Origin of the sequence: Burkholderia sp. LAS2 (assembly GCF_018417615.1) — a bacterium.
GTDB lineage: Bacteria > Pseudomonadota > Gammaproteobacteria > Burkholderiales > Burkholderiaceae > Burkholderia > Burkholderia sola.
Window position 1 is genome coordinate 3,021,151 of sequence record NZ_CP071052.1, and the last position, 20,145, is coordinate 3,041,295.

13 protein-coding genes are annotated in these 20,145 nt (G+C 69.4%); 6 read left to right on the top strand and 7 right to left on the bottom strand.

The genetic code is table 11. From position 1 onward, the window contains the following. Positions 1 to 48 precede the first annotated feature (48 nt). Positions 49 to 891: a glycosyltransferase family 2 protein gene (locus JYG37_RS14015; RefSeq protein ID WP_124554840.1), complete on the top strand. Its 843-nt coding sequence runs from the start codon at positions 49 to 51 to the stop codon at positions 889 to 891. A gap of 132 nt (positions 892 to 1,023) precedes the next feature. Then, entirely contained in the window at positions 1,024 to 2,304 is a 1,281-nt protein-coding gene (locus JYG37_RS14020) for an O-antigen ligase family protein (protein ID WP_213345506.1), read from the top strand. 137 nt (positions 2,305 to 2,441) lie between these two features. Here the strand turns inward: JYG37_RS14020 and JYG37_RS14025 are convergent, their stop codons facing one another. The 3 genes from JYG37_RS14025 to dnaE all read right to left on the bottom strand — a co-directional run bounded on the left by JYG37_RS14025 (position 2,442) and on the right by dnaE (position 8,703). Further along, entirely contained in the window at positions 2,442 to 3,620 is a 1,179-nt protein-coding gene (locus JYG37_RS14025) for a glycosyltransferase family 9 protein (RefSeq protein WP_050016362.1), read from the bottom strand. A 149-nt stretch (positions 3,621 to 3,769) separates the two neighbouring features. After that, entirely contained in the window at positions 3,770 to 4,858 is a 1,089-nt protein-coding gene (locus tag JYG37_RS14030) for a glycosyltransferase family 9 protein (protein ID WP_050016509.1), read from the bottom strand. A 311-nt stretch (positions 4,859 to 5,169) separates the two neighbouring features. Further along, positions 5,170 to 8,703, bottom strand: coding sequence for a DNA polymerase III subunit alpha (gene dnaE, locus JYG37_RS14035; protein ID WP_050016359.1), 3,534 nt, complete (start codon positions 8,701 to 8,703; stop codon positions 5,170 to 5,172). Positions 8,704 to 8,919: 216 nt separating this feature from the next. On the opposite strand from dnaE, the gene JYG37_RS14040 reads away from it, so the two are divergent. Continuing rightward, a complete protein-coding gene (locus JYG37_RS14040) occupies positions 8,920 to 9,774 on the top strand; it encodes a sulfurtransferase (protein ID WP_050016357.1) in 855 nt (284 codons plus the stop codon). 36 nt (positions 9,775 to 9,810) lie between these two features. Beyond that, the gene (gene gluQRS / locus JYG37_RS14045) at positions 9,811 to 10,707 is read left to right on the top strand and encodes a tRNA glutamyl-Q(34) synthetase GluQRS (protein WP_213345508.1); all 897 of its coding nucleotides are present in this window, start codon (positions 9,811 to 9,813) and stop codon (positions 10,705 to 10,707) included. Positions 10,708 to 10,972: 265 nt separating this feature from the next. On the opposite strand, the gene JYG37_RS14050 is transcribed toward gluQRS, so the two are convergent. From JYG37_RS14050 to purT, 4 genes are all read right to left on the bottom strand, one after another. Beyond that, positions 10,973 to 12,466: a DEAD/DEAH box helicase gene (locus JYG37_RS14050; protein WP_213345509.1), complete on the bottom strand. Its 1,494-nt coding sequence runs from the start codon at positions 12,464 to 12,466 to the stop codon at positions 10,973 to 10,975. A gap of 446 nt (positions 12,467 to 12,912) precedes the next feature. Then, positions 12,913 to 13,293 carry an MliC family protein gene (locus JYG37_RS14055; RefSeq protein WP_124631390.1) on the bottom strand — a complete coding sequence of 127 codons (381 nt, stop codon included), beginning with the start codon at positions 13,291 to 13,293 and terminating at the stop codon, positions 12,913 to 12,915. 93 nt (positions 13,294 to 13,386) lie between these two features. Next, the gene (locus tag JYG37_RS14060) at positions 13,387 to 13,572 is read right to left on the bottom strand and encodes a DUF6726 family protein (protein ID WP_050016351.1); all 186 of its coding nucleotides are present in this window, start codon (positions 13,570 to 13,572) and stop codon (positions 13,387 to 13,389) included. An 18-nt stretch (positions 13,573 to 13,590) separates the two neighbouring features. Next, positions 13,591 to 14,805, bottom strand: a complete 1,215-nt coding sequence (purT, locus tag JYG37_RS14065; RefSeq protein ID WP_050016349.1) for a formate-dependent phosphoribosylglycinamide formyltransferase — start codon at positions 14,803 to 14,805, stop codon at positions 13,591 to 13,593. 216 nt (positions 14,806 to 15,021) lie between these two features. Between purT and JYG37_RS14070 the strand changes: the two genes are divergently transcribed. Both JYG37_RS14070 and JYG37_RS14075 read left to right on the top strand, forming a co-directional pair. Continuing rightward, positions 15,022 to 15,567 carry an META domain-containing protein gene (locus tag JYG37_RS14070; protein WP_050016347.1) on the top strand — a complete coding sequence of 182 codons (546 nt, stop codon included), beginning with the start codon at positions 15,022 to 15,024 and terminating at the stop codon, positions 15,565 to 15,567. A gap of 177 nt (positions 15,568 to 15,744) precedes the next feature. Continuing rightward, complete coding sequence (locus JYG37_RS14075) at positions 15,745 to 20,064, top strand: DNA translocase FtsK (RefSeq protein ID WP_124631389.1); 4,320 nt, start codon at positions 15,745 to 15,747, stop codon at positions 20,062 to 20,064. Positions 20,065 to 20,145: the final 81 nt, after the last annotated feature.

Here is a 20,145-nt window from a genome sequence, read left to right on the forward strand (position 1 = left end):
GGCCGCGCTGCGCGCCGCCCGTCACGACGACCACCGAATCCGACCGCCATGTTCTCCATCATCATCCCGACCTGGAACAACCTGCCGTACCTCAAGCTCGTCGTCGACAGCCTGCGCCGGCATTCCGCGTACGACCACCAGATCATCGTGCACGTGAACGACGGCTCGGACGGCACCCTCGACTGGGTGCGCAACGAAGGGATCGAACACACCGCGTCGCCGACCAACATCGGCATCTGCCATGCGGTCAACCTGGCCGCCGCGCGCGCCACGCGCGACTACGTGGTCTACATGAACGACGACATGTTCTGCTGCCCGGGCTGGGACACGGCGCTCGTGCGCCGCATCGAACAGATGCCCACCGACCTGTTCATGCTGTCGGGCACGATGGTCGAGCCGGTCGACACGCGCAACCCGTGCGTGGTCGTCAGCAATTTCGGCCGCGACGCCGAGCAGTTCGACGCGGCGGGCCTCGTCGCCGCGACTCCGAAGCTGGTGCGTGCCGACTGGCTCGGCTCGACCTGGCCGCCGACGCTCGTGCACCGCGACTGGTGGAACCGCATCGGCGGCTACAGCAGCGAGCTGTCGCCGGGCATGAGCAGCGACAACGACTTCTCGATGAAATTCTGGGACGCCGGTTGCCGGATCTTCGTCGGCGTCGGCGACAGCCTCGTGTACCACTTCCAGCAGAAGAGCACCGGCAAGATCGTCAAGAACGACGGCCGCCGCCAGTTTCTGAACAAATGGGGCATGACGCAGGCGACGTTCGACCGCTACTACCTGCATCGCGGCGAGCCGCTCGGCACGCAGATCGCGCTCGATACACCGGTGGTGGAAGGCCGCCTCAAGCGCGCGCTGCTGCGCTCGCGGATCAAGCGCGCGTTCAGCTGATCCCGCCCCGAAAACCGCACGGAAACCTGCCCTGCTTCGCGTATACTGCGCCGTTCGTCCCGGGTCTCTCGCCGGGATAAGCGACGCGGCGCAGATGCCCGCAAGCCGCATTCGTCCATACGACAGGTTCCGATGCTTTCGTTTTCCGCTCCCGCCACGCGGCGCCTGACCGCCGCCCGCGCATTCGCCGTCGCCGCGCTCTGCATGGTGCCCGTTTCGACCGCGCTGACCAACGTGTTCTGCGGGCTGTTCGCCGCCGCGCTCGTGATCTCCCCCGAGTTCTGGCGCGACCTGCGCTCGTTCGTCGCCGACCCGGCTTCGCTCGCGGCGCTGCTGATCCTGGCCGCGCTGGCCGCGAGCGTCACCTATACGGTCGCGCCGCACAACAAGGCGTGGAACTGGGTCGCGAAGTACGACAAGCTGCTGCTGCTGCCGTTCGCCGTGCTCGCGTTCCGTCATTCGAACTGGGCGCCGATCGTGCGGCGCTGCTGGTTCGGCACGCTGTGCGTGATCCTGCTGCTGTCGACGACCAACTATCTCGGGCTCACCGCGATCGGGCCGGCGTATGCGACCCAACTGCCGCTGTCGCGCGCGTGGGTGTTCAAGAACCACATCGCGGCCGGCATGTTCGGCGCGCTGCTGTTCTACCAGGCGGCCGATCTCGCGCTCGCGGCCCGCACGGCGCTGTCGCGCGCCGCCTATGCGGCCGTCGCCGCGTGGTCGCTCGTCAACGTGTTCGTGATGCTGCAGGGACGCACGGGACAGGTCATCGCGCTGCTGCTGATCCTCGTCGTCGCGGTGCGTTTCGTGCTGTTGCTGCGCCGGCAGTCCGCGCTGCGCGCGGGGCTTGCCGCCGGCGTGCTCGTCCTGGCGGGCGTCGCGCTCGTGGTTGCTGCATGCACGGTCCACAACGGCCGGCTGACGAAGGTCGTGACGGAAGTGCAGCAATACCGGCAGAGCGATGCGGCCACGTCGACCGGGCTGCGCCTCGAGTGGTACAAGAAGGGGCTGGAGCTGTATCGGCAGCGCCCGGTGATCGGCTACGGTGCGGGCGGCCTCGAATCCGAATTCGAGAAGCTCACGGCCGGCAAGACGGCCGCCGAAGGGCAGCTCACGTCGAACCCGCACAACGAATACCTGCTGATGGCCGTGCAGCTCGGTACGATCGGCCTGCTGCTGTTCGTCAACCTGATCGTGCAGATCGCGCGCGGCAGCCGTACGCTCGATCCGCGCTCGCAGCACTTGCTGCTCGGGTGGCTCGCGATCTTCGCGATCGGCAGCCTCGCGAATTCGCTGCTGCTGGATTTCGCCGAAGGGCACCTGATCGTGCTGCTGGCCGGCATCCTGCTCGGTTGCGGCGAACGCGGCGAAGCGCTGCCGCGCGAAACGTCGGCGATCCGGCGCAGCGTGTAACGCACGCCGGCATACGTTCCGCTGCCCTGCCCGGCCGGGTTCGGGGCAGCGGACATCCACCGCCGATGCGGGCGAGCCGCGCGGCTCTCCGCGAAACACGCCCCTGCGAACGAAGAAAAACGCGCGCTTGCCGCGCGTCAGTCGGATCCGGTGCGGTGCAGCCGCGACGTGTCGACGACGATGTCGGCCGGGCCCGGCGGATTCAGCCCGAGCATCTCGGCTGCCGCGGCCTTCACGCGCTGCGCACTGAGATGAACGAGGCAGTCGCTGCGGCTGTCGACATGACGCTCGCAGCCTTCGTGCCGGCACGGCACGCAGTCGCCTTCCCCTTGCAGCAGCCACACGTTCCCGTGCCGGCCCGAGCCGCGCAGCGACCACGGATTCTCGGTCGCGGGCCAGTGCTGCGGCCACGGCCCCCAGCGCACGGGGTCGGACGGCCCGAACAGCGCGATCGTGTCGGTGCCGGTCGCGGCCGCGACGTGCGTCGCGCCGGTGTCGGGCCCGATGAAGAGCCGCGCGCGCCGCACGAGCTCCGCGCTCTCGCCGAACGTCAGGCGGCCGACCAGGTTCAGCACGTCGCCACCCGCCTCGCTCGCGACCTGCTCCGCATACTCGCGCTCGCGATCGGCCGGGCCGCCCGACAGCGCGACCGCGAAGCCCTGCTCGCGCAACCAGCCGATCATCTCTACCCAGCCGTCGAGCCGCCATTGCTTGTAGCGGAACATCGGATACGGATGCAGCACGACCAGCGGCTTGCCGGCGCGGATCGCGGGCGACTCGGCGAGCCACGCGTCGAAACGTGCGCGCCGCGCGGGATCGTCGCCGATGCCGGGCGCGACGACCTCGGACACCGGCTCGATGCCGATCACCGGCGCAAGCGCGAGCGTACTGACGACCGTATGTGCGGATTCATGGTGATTGATCGCGATCCCGTTCAGCATCATCCGCGTGAGCCACGTGACGCGGTTCGGGTCGACGAGGCCGACCCGCTTGCGACCGGCGAACCAGCTGTAGAAACGCGGCCGGTCGGAACTCAGCGCCGCGCACGCGAGATCGTAGCGGCGCCACATCGACAGCGCGTCGCGCAGCCGCTCGCCGAACCCCGCGCGCTGCGCGACCACGATCACGCGCCGCACGTCCGGATTGTGCTCGAGCACGCCCTCGGTGCCGCGAAACACCAGCATGTCGATCTGCGCGTCCGGCCAGCGGGCCTTCAGCGACCGGACGAGCGGTGTCGTCAGCAGCACGTCGCCGATACGGCGCGGCGCGGCAACGAGGATGGTTCTGGGCGGACGGGCGGAGGAAAACAGGGCCACGGTGATCGTCTGGCTGGCTGAACAAGGCTGGCAATGTACAGGATTTTGCAGCAGCCGGCGCGGCATCGCGCACCGGCCGCGCAGGCTGCCGCGATGCGGCCCCGCCGGCGCAGCGTCGTGCGGGACGCGGCCGCACGACGCGCCCGGCGCTACGATGCGATCGGCGCGATCGCAGGTGACGTGGCGGCGGCCGGTTGCGCGAGCGCCGTACCGGCCGCGGCTTCGTCGCGATGGCCGGCCTGCGGCAGCAGGTGGCGCACCGCGCGCTCGACCGCATCGATACCGATCGCGTCGACGGTCGGGCCCGCGCGCAGGATCACGTGCGGCACGCCGAGCGGATGCCAGCGCAGGTATTTCTCGGGACGATCCTCGAACAGGGCGGCCACCGGTACGCCGAGCGCCGACGCAAGATGCACGGGCGCGCTGTCGGCCGAGACGATCGCATCGAGCAGGCTCGCGGCCGCCACCAGCTCGGCGACCGACGAAGGTGCGACATGCCGTGCATTCACGTCGCGCCACAACTCGCCTTCGGCAGCGTGGCCGATGGCCGGATCGCGAAACACGATCACGTCGGCGACCGGTGCGAGGCGCTCGCCGAGGTCGCGCCAGCGGTCGGCGGGCCAGCGGCGCTCGACCGCCTTGTTCGACACGAACAGCCCGACGCGCGGCCTCATGCGCGCGCCGAGCAGCCGATGCCACGTTTCCTGCAGCGTGCGATCGGGATGCACCGACAGCGCGAGGCGATCGAGATCGGCGCAACCGAGTTCGGGCACGAGCCGGAAGCCCGACAACGCTTCGTGGCACATCGGCCGCCGCGCGACATGCTCGGGCTTGCGATCGTCGAATTCGGTCTCGGCATCGTGCCAGCGGCAATCCTTCGCGCGAAGCTGGCGCGCGAACTGCATGCTGCTGCGATGCATGCCGCCGTTCGGCACGATCACGAGGTCGAACCGCAAGCGGCGCAGACGGCGCACGAGGCGCAGCCGGTCGAGGAATGCGCGCATCCGGCCGGGACGATCGTTGCGCTCGCACTGGCGGCTGTACACGTAGGTGTGGATCGTATCCACGTCCGGGTTTCCGGCCAGCGCGGCCGCGTTGTAGCGGTTCGCGACCACATGCAGCTCCGCGCCCGTCCAACGCGCCTTCAGCGCGCCGAGAAACGCCGTCGTGCACAGCATGTCGCCCAGAAAATCAATCCGGATCACGAGGATCCGCTGCGGCGGGTTTCCATTGGCCATGGTCATGTGGGGACAATCAGTTTTTATCGTCGCGACGGGCCGTTCCACGGCATCCTGGTCCGAGGGCTTACCGTGCCGCGCGCTGCCGCACGCCGCACGGATCCCGCCCCTGTTTACGCGCGCTATCGGCGATGCTCGCCATGCGAACCCGCGGCACGCGTCGCGTTCGGACGGTCAGCGCGGGATTGTATAGCGTCCGGATGGCCAGCCCAAGACCCCGGCTGCCGCCACACGTAAAAACGGCCCGCCGCACCGCACGATGGCGATGCGGCGGGCCGCCTCTGCGCGACCGCCGCCGAAGCGGGGCGCGGTCAGTACGTGATTTCGACGACGCTGCCGTCGAACGCCGCGCGCAGATCCGCCAGCAGCACGTCGCTCGGCTTCACGCGCCACGCGTCGCCCAGGCGCATTTCGCCTTGCGCGCGCGCGTTGCTGTAGTGGATCTGGACGGCAAGCCCGTTCGGCAGCGGCGCCGGCGGGCGCCGACCGCCATCGCGCCCCCCGCCGCGCGGCGCGGGCGCTTCGACCACGTTCGCCGCGGCCGGATCGTCGTTCGACACGTGCGGCTCGAGCACGCGGCGCAGCGCGAGCGCGTCGGCGTTGCCGTTCATCGTCAGCCGCACGGCCTGCGCATAGCGGCTACGGGCGCGTTCGAGATCCATCACGGTATCGGCGGTGAAGCGAATGCCGCCGGTAAACGCGTCGTTGCGCGCCTGCCCCTGCACGATCAGCAGCTCGTCTTCCTTGAACAGCGCCTTGTTCGCCTCGAACTGTTCGTTGAAGATCGTGATCTCGCACTGGCCGGAGCCGTCGTCGAGCAGCGCGATCAGCATCTTGCCGCGCTGGGTCATCTGCGTGCGCAGCGACGCGATGATGCCGGCGACGAGCTTGTCGCGCCCTTCCTTCAGGTCGCCGACCTTCTGTCGCACGAAGCGGCGCACTTCTTCGCGATACGCGTCGAACAGATGACCGGACAGGTAGAAGCCGAGCGCGGCCTTTTCTTCCTGCAGGCGGCGCTTGTCGTCCCACGCGGGTTCGTCGACGAGCGCGTGCGCATGCGGCGACTCGGCGCCCATGTCGAACAGCCCGGCCTGCATCGCGTTCGCTTCGGCCTGGTCGGCCGCTTCCATCGCGAGCGGCACCGACGCGATCAACTGCGCACGGTTCGGGTTCAGCGAGTCGAACGCGCCGGCGCGGATCAGCGCCTCGACCGTGCGGCGGTTGACGACGCGCCGGTCGATCCGTTCGCAGAAGTCGAACAGGTCGGTGAACGCCTTTTCCTCGCGCGCACGCAGGATTTCCTCGATCGCGTTCTGGCCGCTGCCCTTCACCGCGCCGAGCCCGTAGCGGATCGTGCGCGAGCGCTTGCCGTCGGCTTGCGCGACCGGCTCGAACCGGTAATGCGACTGGTTGATGTCCGGCGGCAGCACGGCGAGGTTGTTCACGACGCAGTCGTCGAACAGGATCTTCACCTTGTCGGTGTCGTCCATCGCGAGCGTCATGTTGGCCGCCATGAATTCGGCCGGATGGTGCGCCTTCAGCCACGCGGTGTAATACGCGAGCAGCGCATACGCGGCCGCGTGCGACTTGTTGAAGCCGTAGCCCGCGAACTTCTCCATCAAGTCGAAGATCTCGTCGGATTTCTCGCGCGTGAGGCCGTTCTTCGCCGCACCCTCGGCGAAGATCTCGCGATGCTTGGCCATCTCCTCAGGCTTCTTCTTGCCCATCGCGCGACGCAGCAAGTCCGCGCCGCCGAGCGAATAGCCGCCGATGATCTGCGCCATCTGCATCACCTGCTCCTGATAGACCATGATGCCGTAGGTCTCTTTCAGGACGGGTTCGACGCGCGGATCCGGATAGTCGACCTTCTCGCGCCCGTGCTTGCGTGCGCAGAAGCTCGGGATCAGGTCCATCGGGCCCGGACGGTACAACGACACGAGCGCGATGATGTCCTCGAAGCGGTCGGGCTGCGCATCCTTCAGCATGCCCTGCATCCCGCGGCTTTCCAGCTGGAACACCGCGACCGTGTTGGCCTTCTTCAGGATCTGGAACGACGCCGGATCGTCGAGCGGCACCTGCGCGAGCGACCAGTCGGCCTTCGACGGATCGAGGCGGCGGATGTAGCGCTCGGCCCAGTCGAGGATCGTCAGCGTCGTGAGGCCCAGAAAGTCGAACTTCACGAGGCCGACGGCTTCGACGTCGTCCTTGTCGTACTGGCTGACCACGCCGCCGTCGTCGCCCTGCGTGTACAGCGGGCAGAAATCGGTCAGCTTGCCGGGCGCGATCAGCACGCCGCCCGCGTGCATCCCGACGTTACGCGTCAAGCCCTCGACGCGCTGCGCGAGATCGAGCAGTTGGTGGACTTCGTCCTCGTGGTCGTAGCGCTCCTGCAGCTGCGGCTCTTCCTTCATCGCGTCGGCAATCGTCACGTGCTTGCCGGGCTTGAACGGAATCAGCTTCGCGACGCCGTCGGTGAACATGTAGCCGAGGTCGAGCACGCGGCCGATGTCGCGCACGGCCGCCTTCGCGGCCATCGTGCCGAACGTGGCGATCTGCGACACGGCGTCCGCGCCGTATTTCTCCTTCACGTACTGGATCACGCGATCGCGGCCGTGCTGGCAGAAGTCGATGTCGAAGTCGGGCATCGACACGCGTTCCGGGTTCAGGAAGCGCTCGAACAGCAGGTTGTAGCGCAGCGGATCGAGATCGGTGATGCCGAGCGCGTACGCGACCAGCGAGCCGGCGCCCGAGCCGCGGCCCGGGCCGACCGGCACGCCGTTGTTCTTCGCCCAGTTGATGAAGTCCGCGACGATCAGGAAGTAGCCGGGAAAGCCCATCTTCGTGATGGTCCCGCACTCGAATTCGAGGCGCTTGTAGTACGTGTCGCGCTGCGCGTCGCGCTCGGCTTCGACCGGATACAACTGCGCGAGGCGGGTCTCGAGCCCTTCCTTCGACAGCTGGACCAGGTAGTCGTCGAGCGACATGCCGTCCGGCGTCGGGAACAGCGGCAGTTTCGGCTTGCCGAGCTCGAGCTTCAGGTTGCAGCGCTTCGCGATCTCGACCGTGTTCGCGATCGCCGACGGCAGGTCGGCGAACAGCGCGGCCATGTCGTCCTGCGTGCGGAAATACTGGTCGGTCGTGAAACGCTTCTGGCGCCGCGGGTTCGCGAGGATGTCGCCTTCCGAGATGCACACGCGCGCCTCGTGCGCGGTGAAATCGTCGTCGGTCATGAACTGCGTCGGGTGCGTCGCGACGACCGGCAGCTTCAGCGACGCGGCGAGCGTCGCGGCCTGCTGGATGTATGCCTCGGCGCCCGGCTGGCCGTAACGCTGCAGCTCGATGTAGAAGCCGCCCGGAAACACCCGCGCCCAGCGCTCCGCGTGACGGCGCGCGGCTTCTTCGTTGCCCGCGGCCAGCGCGAGCCCGATATCGCCCTGCTGCGCGCCCGACAGCGCGAGCAGCCCCTGCGCGAGCTCGCCGTCGAGCCAGCTCGCGTCGAGTTCCGCGCGGCCGCGGTACTGGTTCGTGAGCCACGCCTTCGACAGCAGCTCGCAGAGATTCAGGTAACCGACCTTGTCCTTGACCAGCAGCAGCAGCCGCGACGGCTTGTCGCGGTCGTCCGGATTGGCTATCCAGACGTCGCAGCCGGCGATCGGCTTGATGCCCTTGCCGCGGGCTTCCTGGTAGAAACGGACGAGACCGAATGCGTTGCCGAGATCGGTGAGCGCGAGCGCGCCCTGACCGTCCGCGGCGGCCGCCTTGACGATGTCGTCAATGCGCACGATGCCGTCGGCGATCGAGAACTCGGAGTGAACGCGAAGATGGACGAAGCGAGGATCTGACATGGGCGCTATTGTAGCCGCCTCGCCGCGCAGGCTGCCCAAAAAATGCCCGCTTTGGCCGTTCGGCCGATGCACGCGACGACGCGTCGCGCGGCTGGCCGATCGGCCGGATACCGATGCCCGCGCCGTTTGCGGGATAATACGGTTTTTCGAATCAACGCCCCGGCTTCGCACCCTTTTTTGCGGGCCGCCGTGCGGCCGTTTTCCCGTCGGACCATCATGACCATCGTCAACCTCGCCGCCTACCACTTCGTGTCGCTCGACGCGAACGAGCAATGGCGTCCGCTCGTCACCGCCCGCTGCAACGAACTCGGCCTGCGCGGCACGATCCTGCTCGCGCCGGAAGGCATCAACCTGTTCATCGCCGGCACGCGCGAAGCCACCGACGCGTTCATCGCGTACATCCGCCACGATCCGCTGTTCGAAGGCAAGTTCGCGACGCTGCAGTTCAAGGAAAGCCTGTCCGACTCGCAGCCGTTCCGCCGCATGCTCGTGCGCCTGAAGCGCGAGATCATCACGATGAAGAAGCCCGCGATCAAGCCGGAACTCGGCCGCGCGCCGTTCGTCGATGCGCGCACGCTGAAGACGTGGCTCGACCGCGGCCACGACGACACGGGCCGCCCGGTCGTGATGCTCGACACGCGCAACGCGTTCGAAGTCGACGTCGGCACGTTCGACAACGCGCTCGACTACCGGATCGACAAGTTCAGCGAATTCCCGGAAGTGATCGACGCGAACCGCGCCGATCTCGAAGGCAAGACGGTCGTGTCGTTCTGCACCGGCGGCATCCGCTGCGAGAAAGCCGCGATCCACATGAAGGAAATCGGCATCGACAACGTGTACCAGCTCGAAGGCGGGATCCTGAAGTACTTCGAGGAAGTCGGCGGCGCCCACTATCACGGCGACTGCTTCGTGTTCGATTACCGCACCGCGCTGAATCCGCAACTCCAGCCCACCGAGAACGTCACGTGCTTCGCGTGTCGCGCGGTCGTCACGCCGGAAGCGCAACGATCGCCGAGCTACGTGCCCGGCCAGTCGTGCCCGGCCTGCGCGCAGGCAGCCAGCGCCGCGTAACGGCGCGCCTCCCCCACGTCTCACCGCGCCCCGCCGATGAACCCCGGCTATCGCGGCCGCTTCGCGCCCTCGCCCACCGGGCCGCTGCACTTCGGCTCACTGGTCGGCGCGCTCGCGAGCTGGCTCGACGCACGCGCGCACGACGGCATCTGGCTCGTGCGCATCGAGGATCTCGACGGCCCCCGCACGGTGCCCGGCGCGGCCGACGACATCCTCGCGACGCTCGCGCATTTCGGGATGACGCCCGACGACCCGCCCGTCTGGCAGAGTACGCGCGACGCGGCCTACGCGGCCGCGCTCGAGCGGCTCGTCGCGGCGGGGCGCGTGTATCCGTGCGGCTGCACGCGCAAGGAAATCGCCGATTCGCTGCGCGCCGCGCATGAACGCCACACGACGCTCGCGTATCCGGGCACCTGCCGCACCGGCCTGCACGGCAAGCCTGCACGCGCATGGCGGCTGCGCGTGCCGGACGGCAGCGACGCGGTCGTCACGTTCGACGACCGCTGGCAGCACACGCAATCGCAGAACCTCGCGACCGAAGTCGGCGATTTCGTGCTGAAACGCGCGGACGGCCAATGGGCGTATCAGCTCGCGGTCGTCGTCGACGATGCCGACGCCGGTATCACGCACGTCGTGCGCGGCGCCGATCTGCTCGATTCGACCGCGCGCCAGATCTATCTGCAGCGCTGCGTCGGCGTGCCGACGCCCGCATACCTGCACGTGCCGGTCGTCGTCGATGCGAACGGCGAAAAGCTCAGCAAGCAGACGGGCGCGACGGCGCTCGAGCGCCACGATCCGCTGCCGGCGCTGCGGGCGGCGGCAGCGCATCTCGGTCTGGCGGAAGGCGGCGATCTACCGGGCCATACGATCGACGCGTTCTACGCGGCCGCGACCGACGCGTGGGCACGTCGCTTCGGGCCGCGCGCCGGTTGAACCGCCTGCGCGACACCGGCCCGTAGCGACTGCGTTCCGGCATCCGTCAGCGGCGCATCCGACCGCATGAAAGCGTGACGGAAGCCGGAGCACCTCGTCCGCTGCGACACCGCATCAAAATATCCAATCCCGCACGCGGCAAGCTTTCGCGGCCGCGCGCACGCCCCGCCCCGATCGCGTCGCCCAATGAAAAACGGGCACATGCTCGTCGCATGCACCCGCTTGTCCGGCAGCGCCGACGCGCCGCCGCTGCGCTCCGCCCGGCTTACGCCGACGGCTTGCGCGGCATCCCGAAGCCGCCGAGCAGCGCGGCGACCTGGCGCTTCGGCCCTTTCTTTTCCGGCTGCTGCGCGGGCTGCGCGTCGTCCGGCTGCTTCGCGGACGCCGACGGCTCGTACGGCTTCAGGAAGAAATCATCGACCGGCGCTTCGTGGCGGCGATGATGGCCGCCGCGCTCGGTGCTGCCCGACCGGCGACCCGATGCACCGCGATGCTCGTCGCGATCGCGCCGACCGCCGCGCTCGCCACCTCGTTCGCCACCGCGCTCGCTATTGCGCTCGCCGCCACGTTCATCGTGACGCTGGCGCGCCGGCTTGTCGAGCGTGAGCGTCTGCACGTCGAGCGGACGCTTGATCAGCTTCTCGATATCGGCGAGCTGCTTGCGCTCGTTCGGGCTGCACAGCGACAGCGCGTCGCCCGTCGCACCCGCGCGGCCGGTACGGCCGATCCGGTGCACGTAGTCTTCCGCGCTGAACGGCAGGTCGAAGTTGATCACGGCCGGCAGCTCGGCGATGTCGAGGCCGCGCGCGGCCACGTCGGTCGCGACCAGCGCTTCGATCTCGCCGCGCTTGAACGCGTCGAGCGCCTGCATCCGCTCGATCTGCGTCTTGTCGCCGTGAATCGCCGACGCGACCACGCCGTCGCGCTCGAGATTGCGCGCGAGCCGGCCCGCGCCGATCTTGCTGTTGCAGAACACGATCACCTGCTTGAGGCCGCGATCGCGCAGCAACTGCACGACGGCCGCCTGCTTGTCGCCCTCCGCGACGTCGTAGACGATCTGCGTGACGTTCGCGTTCGTCGAGTTGCTGCGCGCGACCTCGATCGTCTGCGGGTTACGCAGGTAGGTCGATGCGAGCTTCTTGATTTCGCCCGAGAACGTGGCCGAGAACAGCAGCGTCTGACGGTCCTTCGGCAGCAGGTTCAGGATGCGCTGCAGATCGGGCAGGAAGCCCATGTCGAGCATCCGGTCGGCTTCGTCGAGCACGAGGATCTGCACCTGGCCGAGGTTCGCCGTCTTCTGCTGCACGTGGTCGAGCAGGCGGCCCGGCGTCGCGATCAGGATCTCGACGCCGCGGCGCAGTTCGGCCGATTGCGGGTTCATGTCGACGCCGCCGAACACCACCGCGCTGCGCAGCGGCGTGTGCTTCGCATACGCGTGCACGTTCGCGGCGACCTGGTCGGCGAGTTCGCGGGTCGGCGTGAGGATCAGCGCCCGCACCGGGTGGCGCGCCGGGGACGCGCTCGTGTTCGCTTGCGGCAGCAGGCGCTGGATGATCGGCAGCGAGAAGCTCGCGGTCTTGCCGGTGCCCGTTTGCGCGGCGCCCATGACGTCGCGGCCGGCGAGCACGACCGGAATGGCCTGCGCCTGGATCGGCGTCGGCGTCGTATAGCCCTGCTCGACAATGGCTTTCAGGATATCGGGGGCAAGGCCGAATTGATCGAAGGTTGCGTCGACGGGCTTGGCGACAGAATCGGACATGGTGGCGTTTCGCTCAAAAGGCGCGGCGGGGACATCGTGCGTCAGGCCGGCCGGGGCCTGCGCTCATCACAATTCGGAAATAGACGGAGCCGCGGCGCGCCGCGCGGCGCCGCTCTGGCGCTTGGGACCGGTTCAATGCGAACGCTGGACGCCAGGCCGTGCGGACTCCGTTCGGCGCGAATGCCGGCGGAAAGGGCCGTATTGTAGCACCGTGCGGGCATCTGTCCGTGACAACGCCGCGAACGGTCGCGACGGCGGTTCGCGCGGCGGGTCTGCCCCGGCCTGCGGAGGCGAGCGGCTGGCCGATCGGCGTAGCCGTATCGGCGGATGAAAAATATCAGGGGTTCGATCGCGCAATCTCGCATCGGGATGCCCGCCGTCGGCCGCGCGTACGGGCCTTCAGCCCGGCGCAACCGGTCAGGGCGAACAGGCTCCGCGCCCGCTGCTCAGCCCTTCTTCTTTTTCTTATCGACCTGCACGCAATCGCCCAGCAGCGGCGGCGACTTCGGGTCGGCGATCTCGTCGCGCAGCGTCGCTTCCTTGCCTTTCGTCCACCACGTATAGCGGCCGGCCTGGTAGCGCGCGCCCGACCCCGACACCGTGTCGACGAACAGCATCTGCTTGCCGTCGACCGGCACGAGCGCGAAGCTCTGGCCGTTGCCCGCGAGCCAGTACGACACACGCACCGGCGCCTTGTGGTTCGCGCACTGGTAGACGGTAGGCTGGCGCGCGTCGGCGTCGATCTCTTCGACGGTCAGTTGCGCGGCATGCGCGATGGAAACGGCACTGCCGGCGAGCGCAAGCGCGGCGAGGGTTGGGCGAATCATGCAGGTCCTCTCACGAGACGGGTGGAAGCGCGCCATCGGCGGGCGCGCGGTTATTGTTTATCAGGCTGCGGGAAATCGCGTCGGCCGCCGGAATCACGGATCGATCACGTCCGCGCACGCATCGGTCGGCGCCGCGGCGACATGGCCGACGAGCGGCACGATCTTGAGCCCGGCCGACGCCACCCGGCACGGCGCGGCCGCGAGGCCGCAGCCCGCGAGACTCGCGATGAGCGCCAGCGCGGCGCCCAGCTTTCCAATACGCAACCACCTCGACGCCATCGTCGTCTCCTCGTTCCGTCAACGCGCCGACACGGGCCGCACGGCCGCGGCCGCGCGCTTCGCGCGTTCGCGGGCTTCGTCGACGGTCGCGCCGGTCGCCAGCGCGACGCCCATGCGCCGCTTCGCAAAACTCTCCGGCTTGCCGAACAGGCGCAGGTCCGCGCCCGGCACCGCGAGCGCGTCGCGCACGCCTTCGAACGCGATCCCGCGCTCGTCGAGCCCGCCGTAGATCACCGCCGACGCGGCCGGCGTGCCGAGCGCCGGATCGACCGGCAGCCCGAGAATCGCCCGCGCATGCAGCTCGAATTCCGACTGGCGCTGCGACGCGAGCGTGACGAGGCCCGTATCGTGCGGCCGCGGGCTCACCTCGGAGAACCAGACGTCATCGCCGCGCACGAACAGCTCGACGCCGAACAACCCGCGCCCGCCGAGCGCCTCGGTCACCTTGTGCGCGATCTCGCGCGACTTCTCGAGCGCCGCCGCGCTCATCGGCTGCGGCTGCCACGATTCGACGTAGTCGCCCGCCACTTGCACGTGGCCGACCGGCTCGCAGAAGTAGGTGCGCGTGTCGAGCGTCGCCGGGTCGATCGCGCGCACGGTCAGTTGCGTGATCTCGTAGTCGAAATCGACGAAGCCCTCGACGATCACGCGGCCGTGGTTCACGCGCCCGCCCGCCATCGCGTAGTCCCACGCGGCTTGCACGTCGGCGGCGGTCTTCACGACCGACTGCCCCTTGCCCGACGACGACATCACGGGCTTCACGACGCACGGCATGCCGATCTTCGCGACGGCCCCGCTGAAGGCCTCGAACGAATCCGCGAACGCATACGGGGAAGTCGGCAGGCCGAGTTCCTCGGCCGCGAGCCGGCGGATCCCTTCGCGATTCATCGTGAGCTGCGTCGCGCGCGCGGTCGGGATCACCTCGGCGAGACCGGACGCCTCGATCGCCGCGAGCGCGTCGGTGGCGATCGCCTCGATTTCGGGGACGATCAGGTGCGGGCGCTCGGCTTCGACGATGGCCCGCAGCGCGGCCGGGTCCGTCATGTCGATCACGTGCGCGCGATGCGCGACCTGGTGGCCCGGTGCGTCCGGATAGCGATCGACCGCGATGACTTCGACGCCGAGACGCTGCAACGCGATGATGACTTCCTTGCCGAGCTCGCCCGCGCCGAGCAGCATGACGCGCGTGGCCGAGGGTGAAAGCGGCGTACCGAGCCGCTGACCGATCTGCATGTGATTTCCCGCTGGTTCTGTTGGAGGACGAAAACGGCTTCGATGTTAACACGGGCATCGGAGCCGGTTTGGGCGGTTGGGCCGCACCCGCGCGCGATCGCGCGAGGCCCGCGGGCGCCCCGCGAACGTTTTCGCACGCGAAGTGTCGGCTCGCCTGCCGCGGGGCGGGTGCGTTACTCTTACGCCTTGATCAGAATCCGAAGAGGAACGAGGCTCATGTCCCACCTGTCTGCCGCCGCACGCGCACGCACCGGCCTGCTTCGCCCGTTGCGCGCGCCGCTCTGCGCGTTGACGCTTGCCACGCTTCTCGCCGCCTGCGCGATGCCGACCCATCCCGATTCCGCCGCCCCCGCGCCCGACCCGTACAACCCGGCCGCCGTCCAGTTGCTCGACGACACGAGCTGGGAACTCACCAGCTGGGTGAACGCCGACGGCACGCCACGCGCGATCCCGCACGGCGACAACGGCGAGCCGATCAGGCTCGCGCTGTCGACCGACTCGGGCATCCGGCGCGCGAGCGGGTTCTCGGGCTGCAACCGCTACATGGGCACCTACGCGATCAAGAACGGCCTGCTGAGCTTCGGCCCGCTCGCCGGCACGCGGATGGCCTGCCCGAACACGCTCGGCGGCCAGCTCGAATCCGCGTACCTCGACGCGCTCGCCCACATCGAGAAGACCGGCGTACAGATGCGCGCGCCCCAGCAATTGCAGATCGTGACGCAGGCCGGCGCAACACTGACGTTCACGCACCGGAGCCCCTGATGCACGGCGCGCGCGAAGGCCGACCGACCGCCTTCGCGTGGCGCGCGACGCGCATGTGCGATCCACGTGCGTCGCGCGGCGTGAATCGGAATCACGCCGCGTTAGAGTCTTGTTCGCCGGCCGGTTAAACTCGGCGGGTCGCGCCCCGCGCGCCCCTCCCCACTCCTGTTTCAAAGCATGCACACGGTTGTCTTCGGCTGGTTCGGCATCTCCGCCGTCTGGTTCCTCCTTCTCTTCTGGCGTCTCGTGCAGGCGATGCTGCCCGGCGGCGCCGGGCTCGCCGGCCGCGGCTCGATCCGCCTGTGGCTCGGCTTCGCCGCGGTATTCGTCTCAAGCGTCACGCTGACGAGCCCGCTGTCGGGCCCCGACACGAACGCGCTCGGCCATGCGTGCTCGGCCGGCTTCGCCCACGTGCTCGGCCCGATCGGCACGCCGGTCGCGATGGTCGTGCTGTTCTTCGCCGGCTTGCCCTGGCTGACCGGCATCGGCTGGCGGCAGTTCGCCGCGTGGGTCGACACGTCGTTCGGCGTCAAGCTGTCGCGCGACGGCGGCGACGACGACGCGCGCGGGATCGCCGACCTGCCGCGCAGCGCGCTGCATCGCGACGACGACGTCGTACAGCCGACCACCGCCCACACCGTCAACTCGATGGCGCCGCGCCAGAACGGCCGGTATTCGCGCCCGACGGTGTGGAAACCCGATCCGCAGGCGCGACCGAAGCCGCGCAGCAAGACGCCACCGCGTCCGCTTGCGGAGCCCGTCGCGCCGTCGGGCTGGCTGAAGCCGACCGCGCCGCAGCGCACGCCTGCGCCGGCCGCGCCGATCCCGGCCAGCGCGATGCCGCCGCCGACCACCGGCAGCACCGCCAGCCTCGCGCGCGCCGCGGCGAACGCGCAAATGCCGCGCCCCGCGCCGGCGCCGCTGCCGGCCGGATTCGAACCCGTCCGGCCGCGTCCGACCGCCGCGCGGCCGGCCGCCGCCGCGCTGACGCAGACGGCGCCGCGCGCCACGGTCACGCCACGACCGGCCGGTACGCAGCCGCAAACGCAGCGTCCGCCGGTGCGCCCGGTCGCGGGCACGACGGCAGCCGGCCTGTCGCCGGACGCGGCCCGACGCCGCCCGGCGCCCCCCGCGCCGGCGCGCGCGCCGCTCTATGCGTGGAACGAGAAGCCGGCCGCGCCGATTACGCCGGCGCCGAGCGTTCACGACACGCTGCGCTCGATCGAGGCCAGCACCGCGCAATGGGCGACGCTGGGCGGCGCGCAGTCGGGCGATGCGACGCACGCGGCGGCCCCAGCCGCTGCCGTGGCCGGCGTAACCGCGGCAGCGGGCAGCGTCGCGGCATCGGCATCGGCCGCCGCGTCGAACGCGTTCGTCTCCGCGGCGCACGGCGTCGCAGCCCAGGACGCCCATGTTCCGGCCGAATCCGCGACCTCACCCGCTTACGACGACGGCGCACCGATCGTGCTCGACGCCTTCATGCCGGCGGAATCCGGTATCGCGCAGGCTCCGGTCGGCGATTTGTCCACTCCTGCATTCGATGACGCTGAATCGAACGCACGGTGGAATCCCGGCATCGACGATGCCGCGTTCTCGCATCGTGCCGACGACGAGATCCGTCACGTCGACCAAGCGGCCACCGCGCCGTCGATCGACGCGCCCATCGACCTCGCGCGGTGGGAAGACGTCGTCAGCCCGGCAGCTTCTGCGCTCGACGTGTCGACCGAAAGCCCGATCGCCGAGTCGCTGGCGCACAGCGCGGGATCGGAGTCCACCCATTCAGCCTTCACGCCAGCAGGTGCTGCAGCCGTTCGCGATCCCGGCATCAGCGAGCCGACCGCGTCCGTCGATATCGACGACAACGACGACGCACAACCGGCGCCTGCAATCGATCGCGCTGCACCGGAAGCTGCCAAGCCGGTCGAGGCGGACCCCGCGGCACCGTTGTCGGCCGTCACTCAACGCGCGACGGCCGCTACATATTGGACTGCGCCGACGATGCAGCCTGCCGCGACGCAGACAACCGTCGCAGCGGAATTGCCGAAAGCGCCGGCGGTCCAGCCGTTTGCCGCAGCATCGACGGCTGCGGCTGTCGCCGCATCGCCGCAGGTCAGCACGGCGCCTGACTCGACTGCCCCCGCATCGAGCATCGCGCCCGTCGCCGCCGCCGTTTCGCCGGTCGGCGCGACCGGCACGGCGTCCGCTTTGCCGTCGCAACCGGCCGCATCGGCATCGCCTGCCGGTGTCACGGGCATGACTTACGGTTCGCTTCCCCCCGCTTCGACGCCCGGATCGACCGATGCGCCCGCCGCGACGCCATCGACGACCGGCGCGTCGGGTTCGACGTTCGGTTCGACTGCGCAAGCGCCTGCAACACCTGCGCCCGCCACCGCGACACCGGCGACTTTCACGTCCGCACCCATCGCTGCGCCGTCTTCCGCGCCGGCATCGACGTTTTCCACCGACACGGCAACCACATCGACCACGTTGACCGGCACGACGACCTTCGCTCCATCCGGCTCATCGAGCGCGGTCGCGCCGCAGCCGGCAATCGGCCTGCCCGCGTCGCCAGCCGCGTCCGCACCGGCGTCACCGTCCTTCAGCGCGATCGCGCCGACGACCACGGCCGCCGCGACGCCGGCTTACCAAGTCGCAGCCGCTGCAGGCGGATCGCCGACGTCCATCGGTGCGGCCACCGCGACGCAGGCGCCGTCGATCGCGACTGTCCCTGCCGCAGTCGCGACCCCGACGCTCACGACACAGCCCGCGCCTGCCGCCTCGTCGGCGAGCTGGTCCGTGTCGCATGACGTGACCGCCACACCGCCCGCGGCAACCGTCCCCGGCGCGAACCTCCCGCCCACGCCGGCAACCGTCATTTCCGCGCCGCCGCCCGTCGCGATCCCGCCCATCGGCGCACCGGCCACCGACGCAATCGAGACGACCGAACCGGCCCCGGCCGCGCCCCCCGCCCGCCCGCCGCGCCCGAACGCGTTCGAATTCCACGCGCCCGCGTCGTTCAACGTCGAACTGCCGACGCTCGACCTGCTCGAGCCCGCGTCCGACGACGTCGAAACGATCACCGAGGAACACCTCGCGCAAACCGCGCAAGTAATCGAACAGCGGCTGCAGGAATTCAAGGTGCCGGTGACGGTGGTCGGCGCATCGGCCGGCCCCGTGATCACGCGCTTCGAGATCGAGCCCGCGCTCGGCGTGCGCGGCAGCCAGATCGTCGGGCTGATGAAGGACCTGTCGCGCGGCCTCGGCCTCACGTCGATCCGCGTCGTCGAGACGATCCCCGGCAAGACCTGCATGGGTCTCGAACTGCCGAACGCGAAGCGCCAGATGATCCGCCTGTCGGAGATCCTCGAATCGCGGCAGTACCAGCATTCGCCGTCGCAACTGACGATCGCGATGGGCAAGGACATCACCGGCCACCCGGTCGTCACCGATCTCGCAAAGGCGCCGCACATGCTCGTGGCGGGCACGACGGGTTCGGGCAAGTCGGTCGCGATCAACGCGATGATCCTGTCGCTGCTGTACAAGGCGACGCCGGAAGACGTGCGGCTCATCATGATCGACCCGAAGATGCTGGAGCTGTCGGTCTACGAAGGCATCCCGCACCTGCTCGCGCCGGTCGTCACCGACATGAAGCTCGCGGCGAACGCGCTGAACTGGTGCGTCGGCGAAATGGAGAAGCGCTACCGGCTGATGTCGGCCGTCGGCGTGCGCAACCTCGCGGGCTTCAACCAGAAGATCCGCGACGCAGAGGCGAAGGAAAAGAAGATCGGCAACCCGTTCTCGCTGACGCCCGAGGATCCGGAGCCGCTGTCGACGCTGCCGCTGATCGTCGTCGTGATCGACGAGCTGGCCGACCTGATGATGGTCGCCGGCAAGAAGATCGAGGAGCTGATCGCCCGCCTCGCGCAGAAGGCGCGCGCGGCCGGCATCCACCTGATCCTCGCGACGCAACGGCCGTCCGTCGACGTGATCACGGGCCTCATCAAGGCGAACATCCCGACGCGCGTCGCGTTCCAGGTGTCGTCGAAGATCGACTCGCGCACGATCCTCGACCAGATGGGCGCCGAGTCGCTGCTCGGGATGGGCGACATGCTGTTCCTGCCGCCGGGCACCGGTTATCCTCAGCGCGTGCACGGCGCGTTCGTCGCCGACGAGGAAGTGCACCGGATCGTCGAGTACCTGAAGCAGTTCGGCGAGCCGCAGTACGAGGAAGGGATTCTCGACGGCCCGGCCGCCGACGGCGCGACGCAGGACCTGTTCGGCGATGCGCCGGATGCGGAAGCCGATCCGCTGTACGACGAAGCCGTCGCGTTCGTCGTGCGCACGCGGCGCGCGTCGATCTCGTCGGTGCAGCGTCAGTTGCGCATCGGCTACAACCGCGCGGCGCGGCTCGTCGAGCAGATGGAAGCCGCGGGCCTCGTGTCGGCGATGGGCATCAACGGCAGCCGCGAGGTGCTCGTGCCAGCCGCGGCCGACTGAGCAAGCCGGCAGCACGGCCGCCGGCATCGATACGGGCGCGCCGCGCAAGCGGCTGCCGCAAATACGAAGGGCGCTGCCTCG

What these genes read in the sequence shown, in the direction of transcription:
- JYG37_RS14015 (WP_124554840.1), top strand. Translation starts at nt 49, where the DNA reads ATGTTCTCCATCATCATCCCGACCTGGAACAACCTGCCGTACCTCAAG.
- JYG37_RS14020 (WP_213345506.1), top strand. Translation starts at nt 1,024, where the DNA reads ATGCTTTCGTTTTCCGCTCCCGCCACGCGGCGCCTGACCGCCGCCCGC.
- JYG37_RS14030 (WP_050016509.1), bottom strand. Translation starts at nt 4,858, where the DNA reads ATGGCCAATGGAAACCCGCCGCAGCGGATCCTCGTGATCCGGATTGAT.
- dnaE (WP_050016359.1), bottom strand. Translation starts at nt 8,703, where the DNA reads ATGTCAGATCCTCGCTTCGTCCATCTTCGCGTTCACTCCGAGTTCTCG.
- JYG37_RS14040 (WP_050016357.1), top strand. Translation starts at nt 8,920, where the DNA reads ATGACCATCGTCAACCTCGCCGCCTACCACTTCGTGTCGCTCGACGCG.
- gluQRS (WP_213345508.1), top strand. Translation starts at nt 9,811, where the DNA reads ATGAACCCCGGCTATCGCGGCCGCTTCGCGCCCTCGCCCACCGGGCCG.
- JYG37_RS14050 (WP_213345509.1), bottom strand. Translation starts at nt 12,466, where the DNA reads ATGTCCGATTCTGTCGCCAAGCCCGTCGACGCAACCTTCGATCAATTC.
- JYG37_RS14055 (WP_124631390.1), bottom strand. Translation starts at nt 13,293, where the DNA reads ATGATTCGCCCAACCCTCGCCGCGCTTGCGCTCGCCGGCAGTGCCGTT.
- JYG37_RS14060 (WP_050016351.1), bottom strand. Translation starts at nt 13,572, where the DNA reads ATGGCGTCGAGGTGGTTGCGTATTGGAAAGCTGGGCGCCGCGCTGGCG.
- purT (WP_050016349.1), bottom strand. Translation starts at nt 14,805, where the DNA reads ATGCAGATCGGTCAGCGGCTCGGTACGCCGCTTTCACCCTCGGCCACG.
- JYG37_RS14070 (WP_050016347.1), top strand. Translation starts at nt 15,022, where the DNA reads ATGTCCCACCTGTCTGCCGCCGCACGCGCACGCACCGGCCTGCTTCGC.
- JYG37_RS14075 (WP_124631389.1), top strand. Translation starts at nt 15,745, where the DNA reads ATGCACACGGTTGTCTTCGGCTGGTTCGGCATCTCCGCCGTCTGGTTC.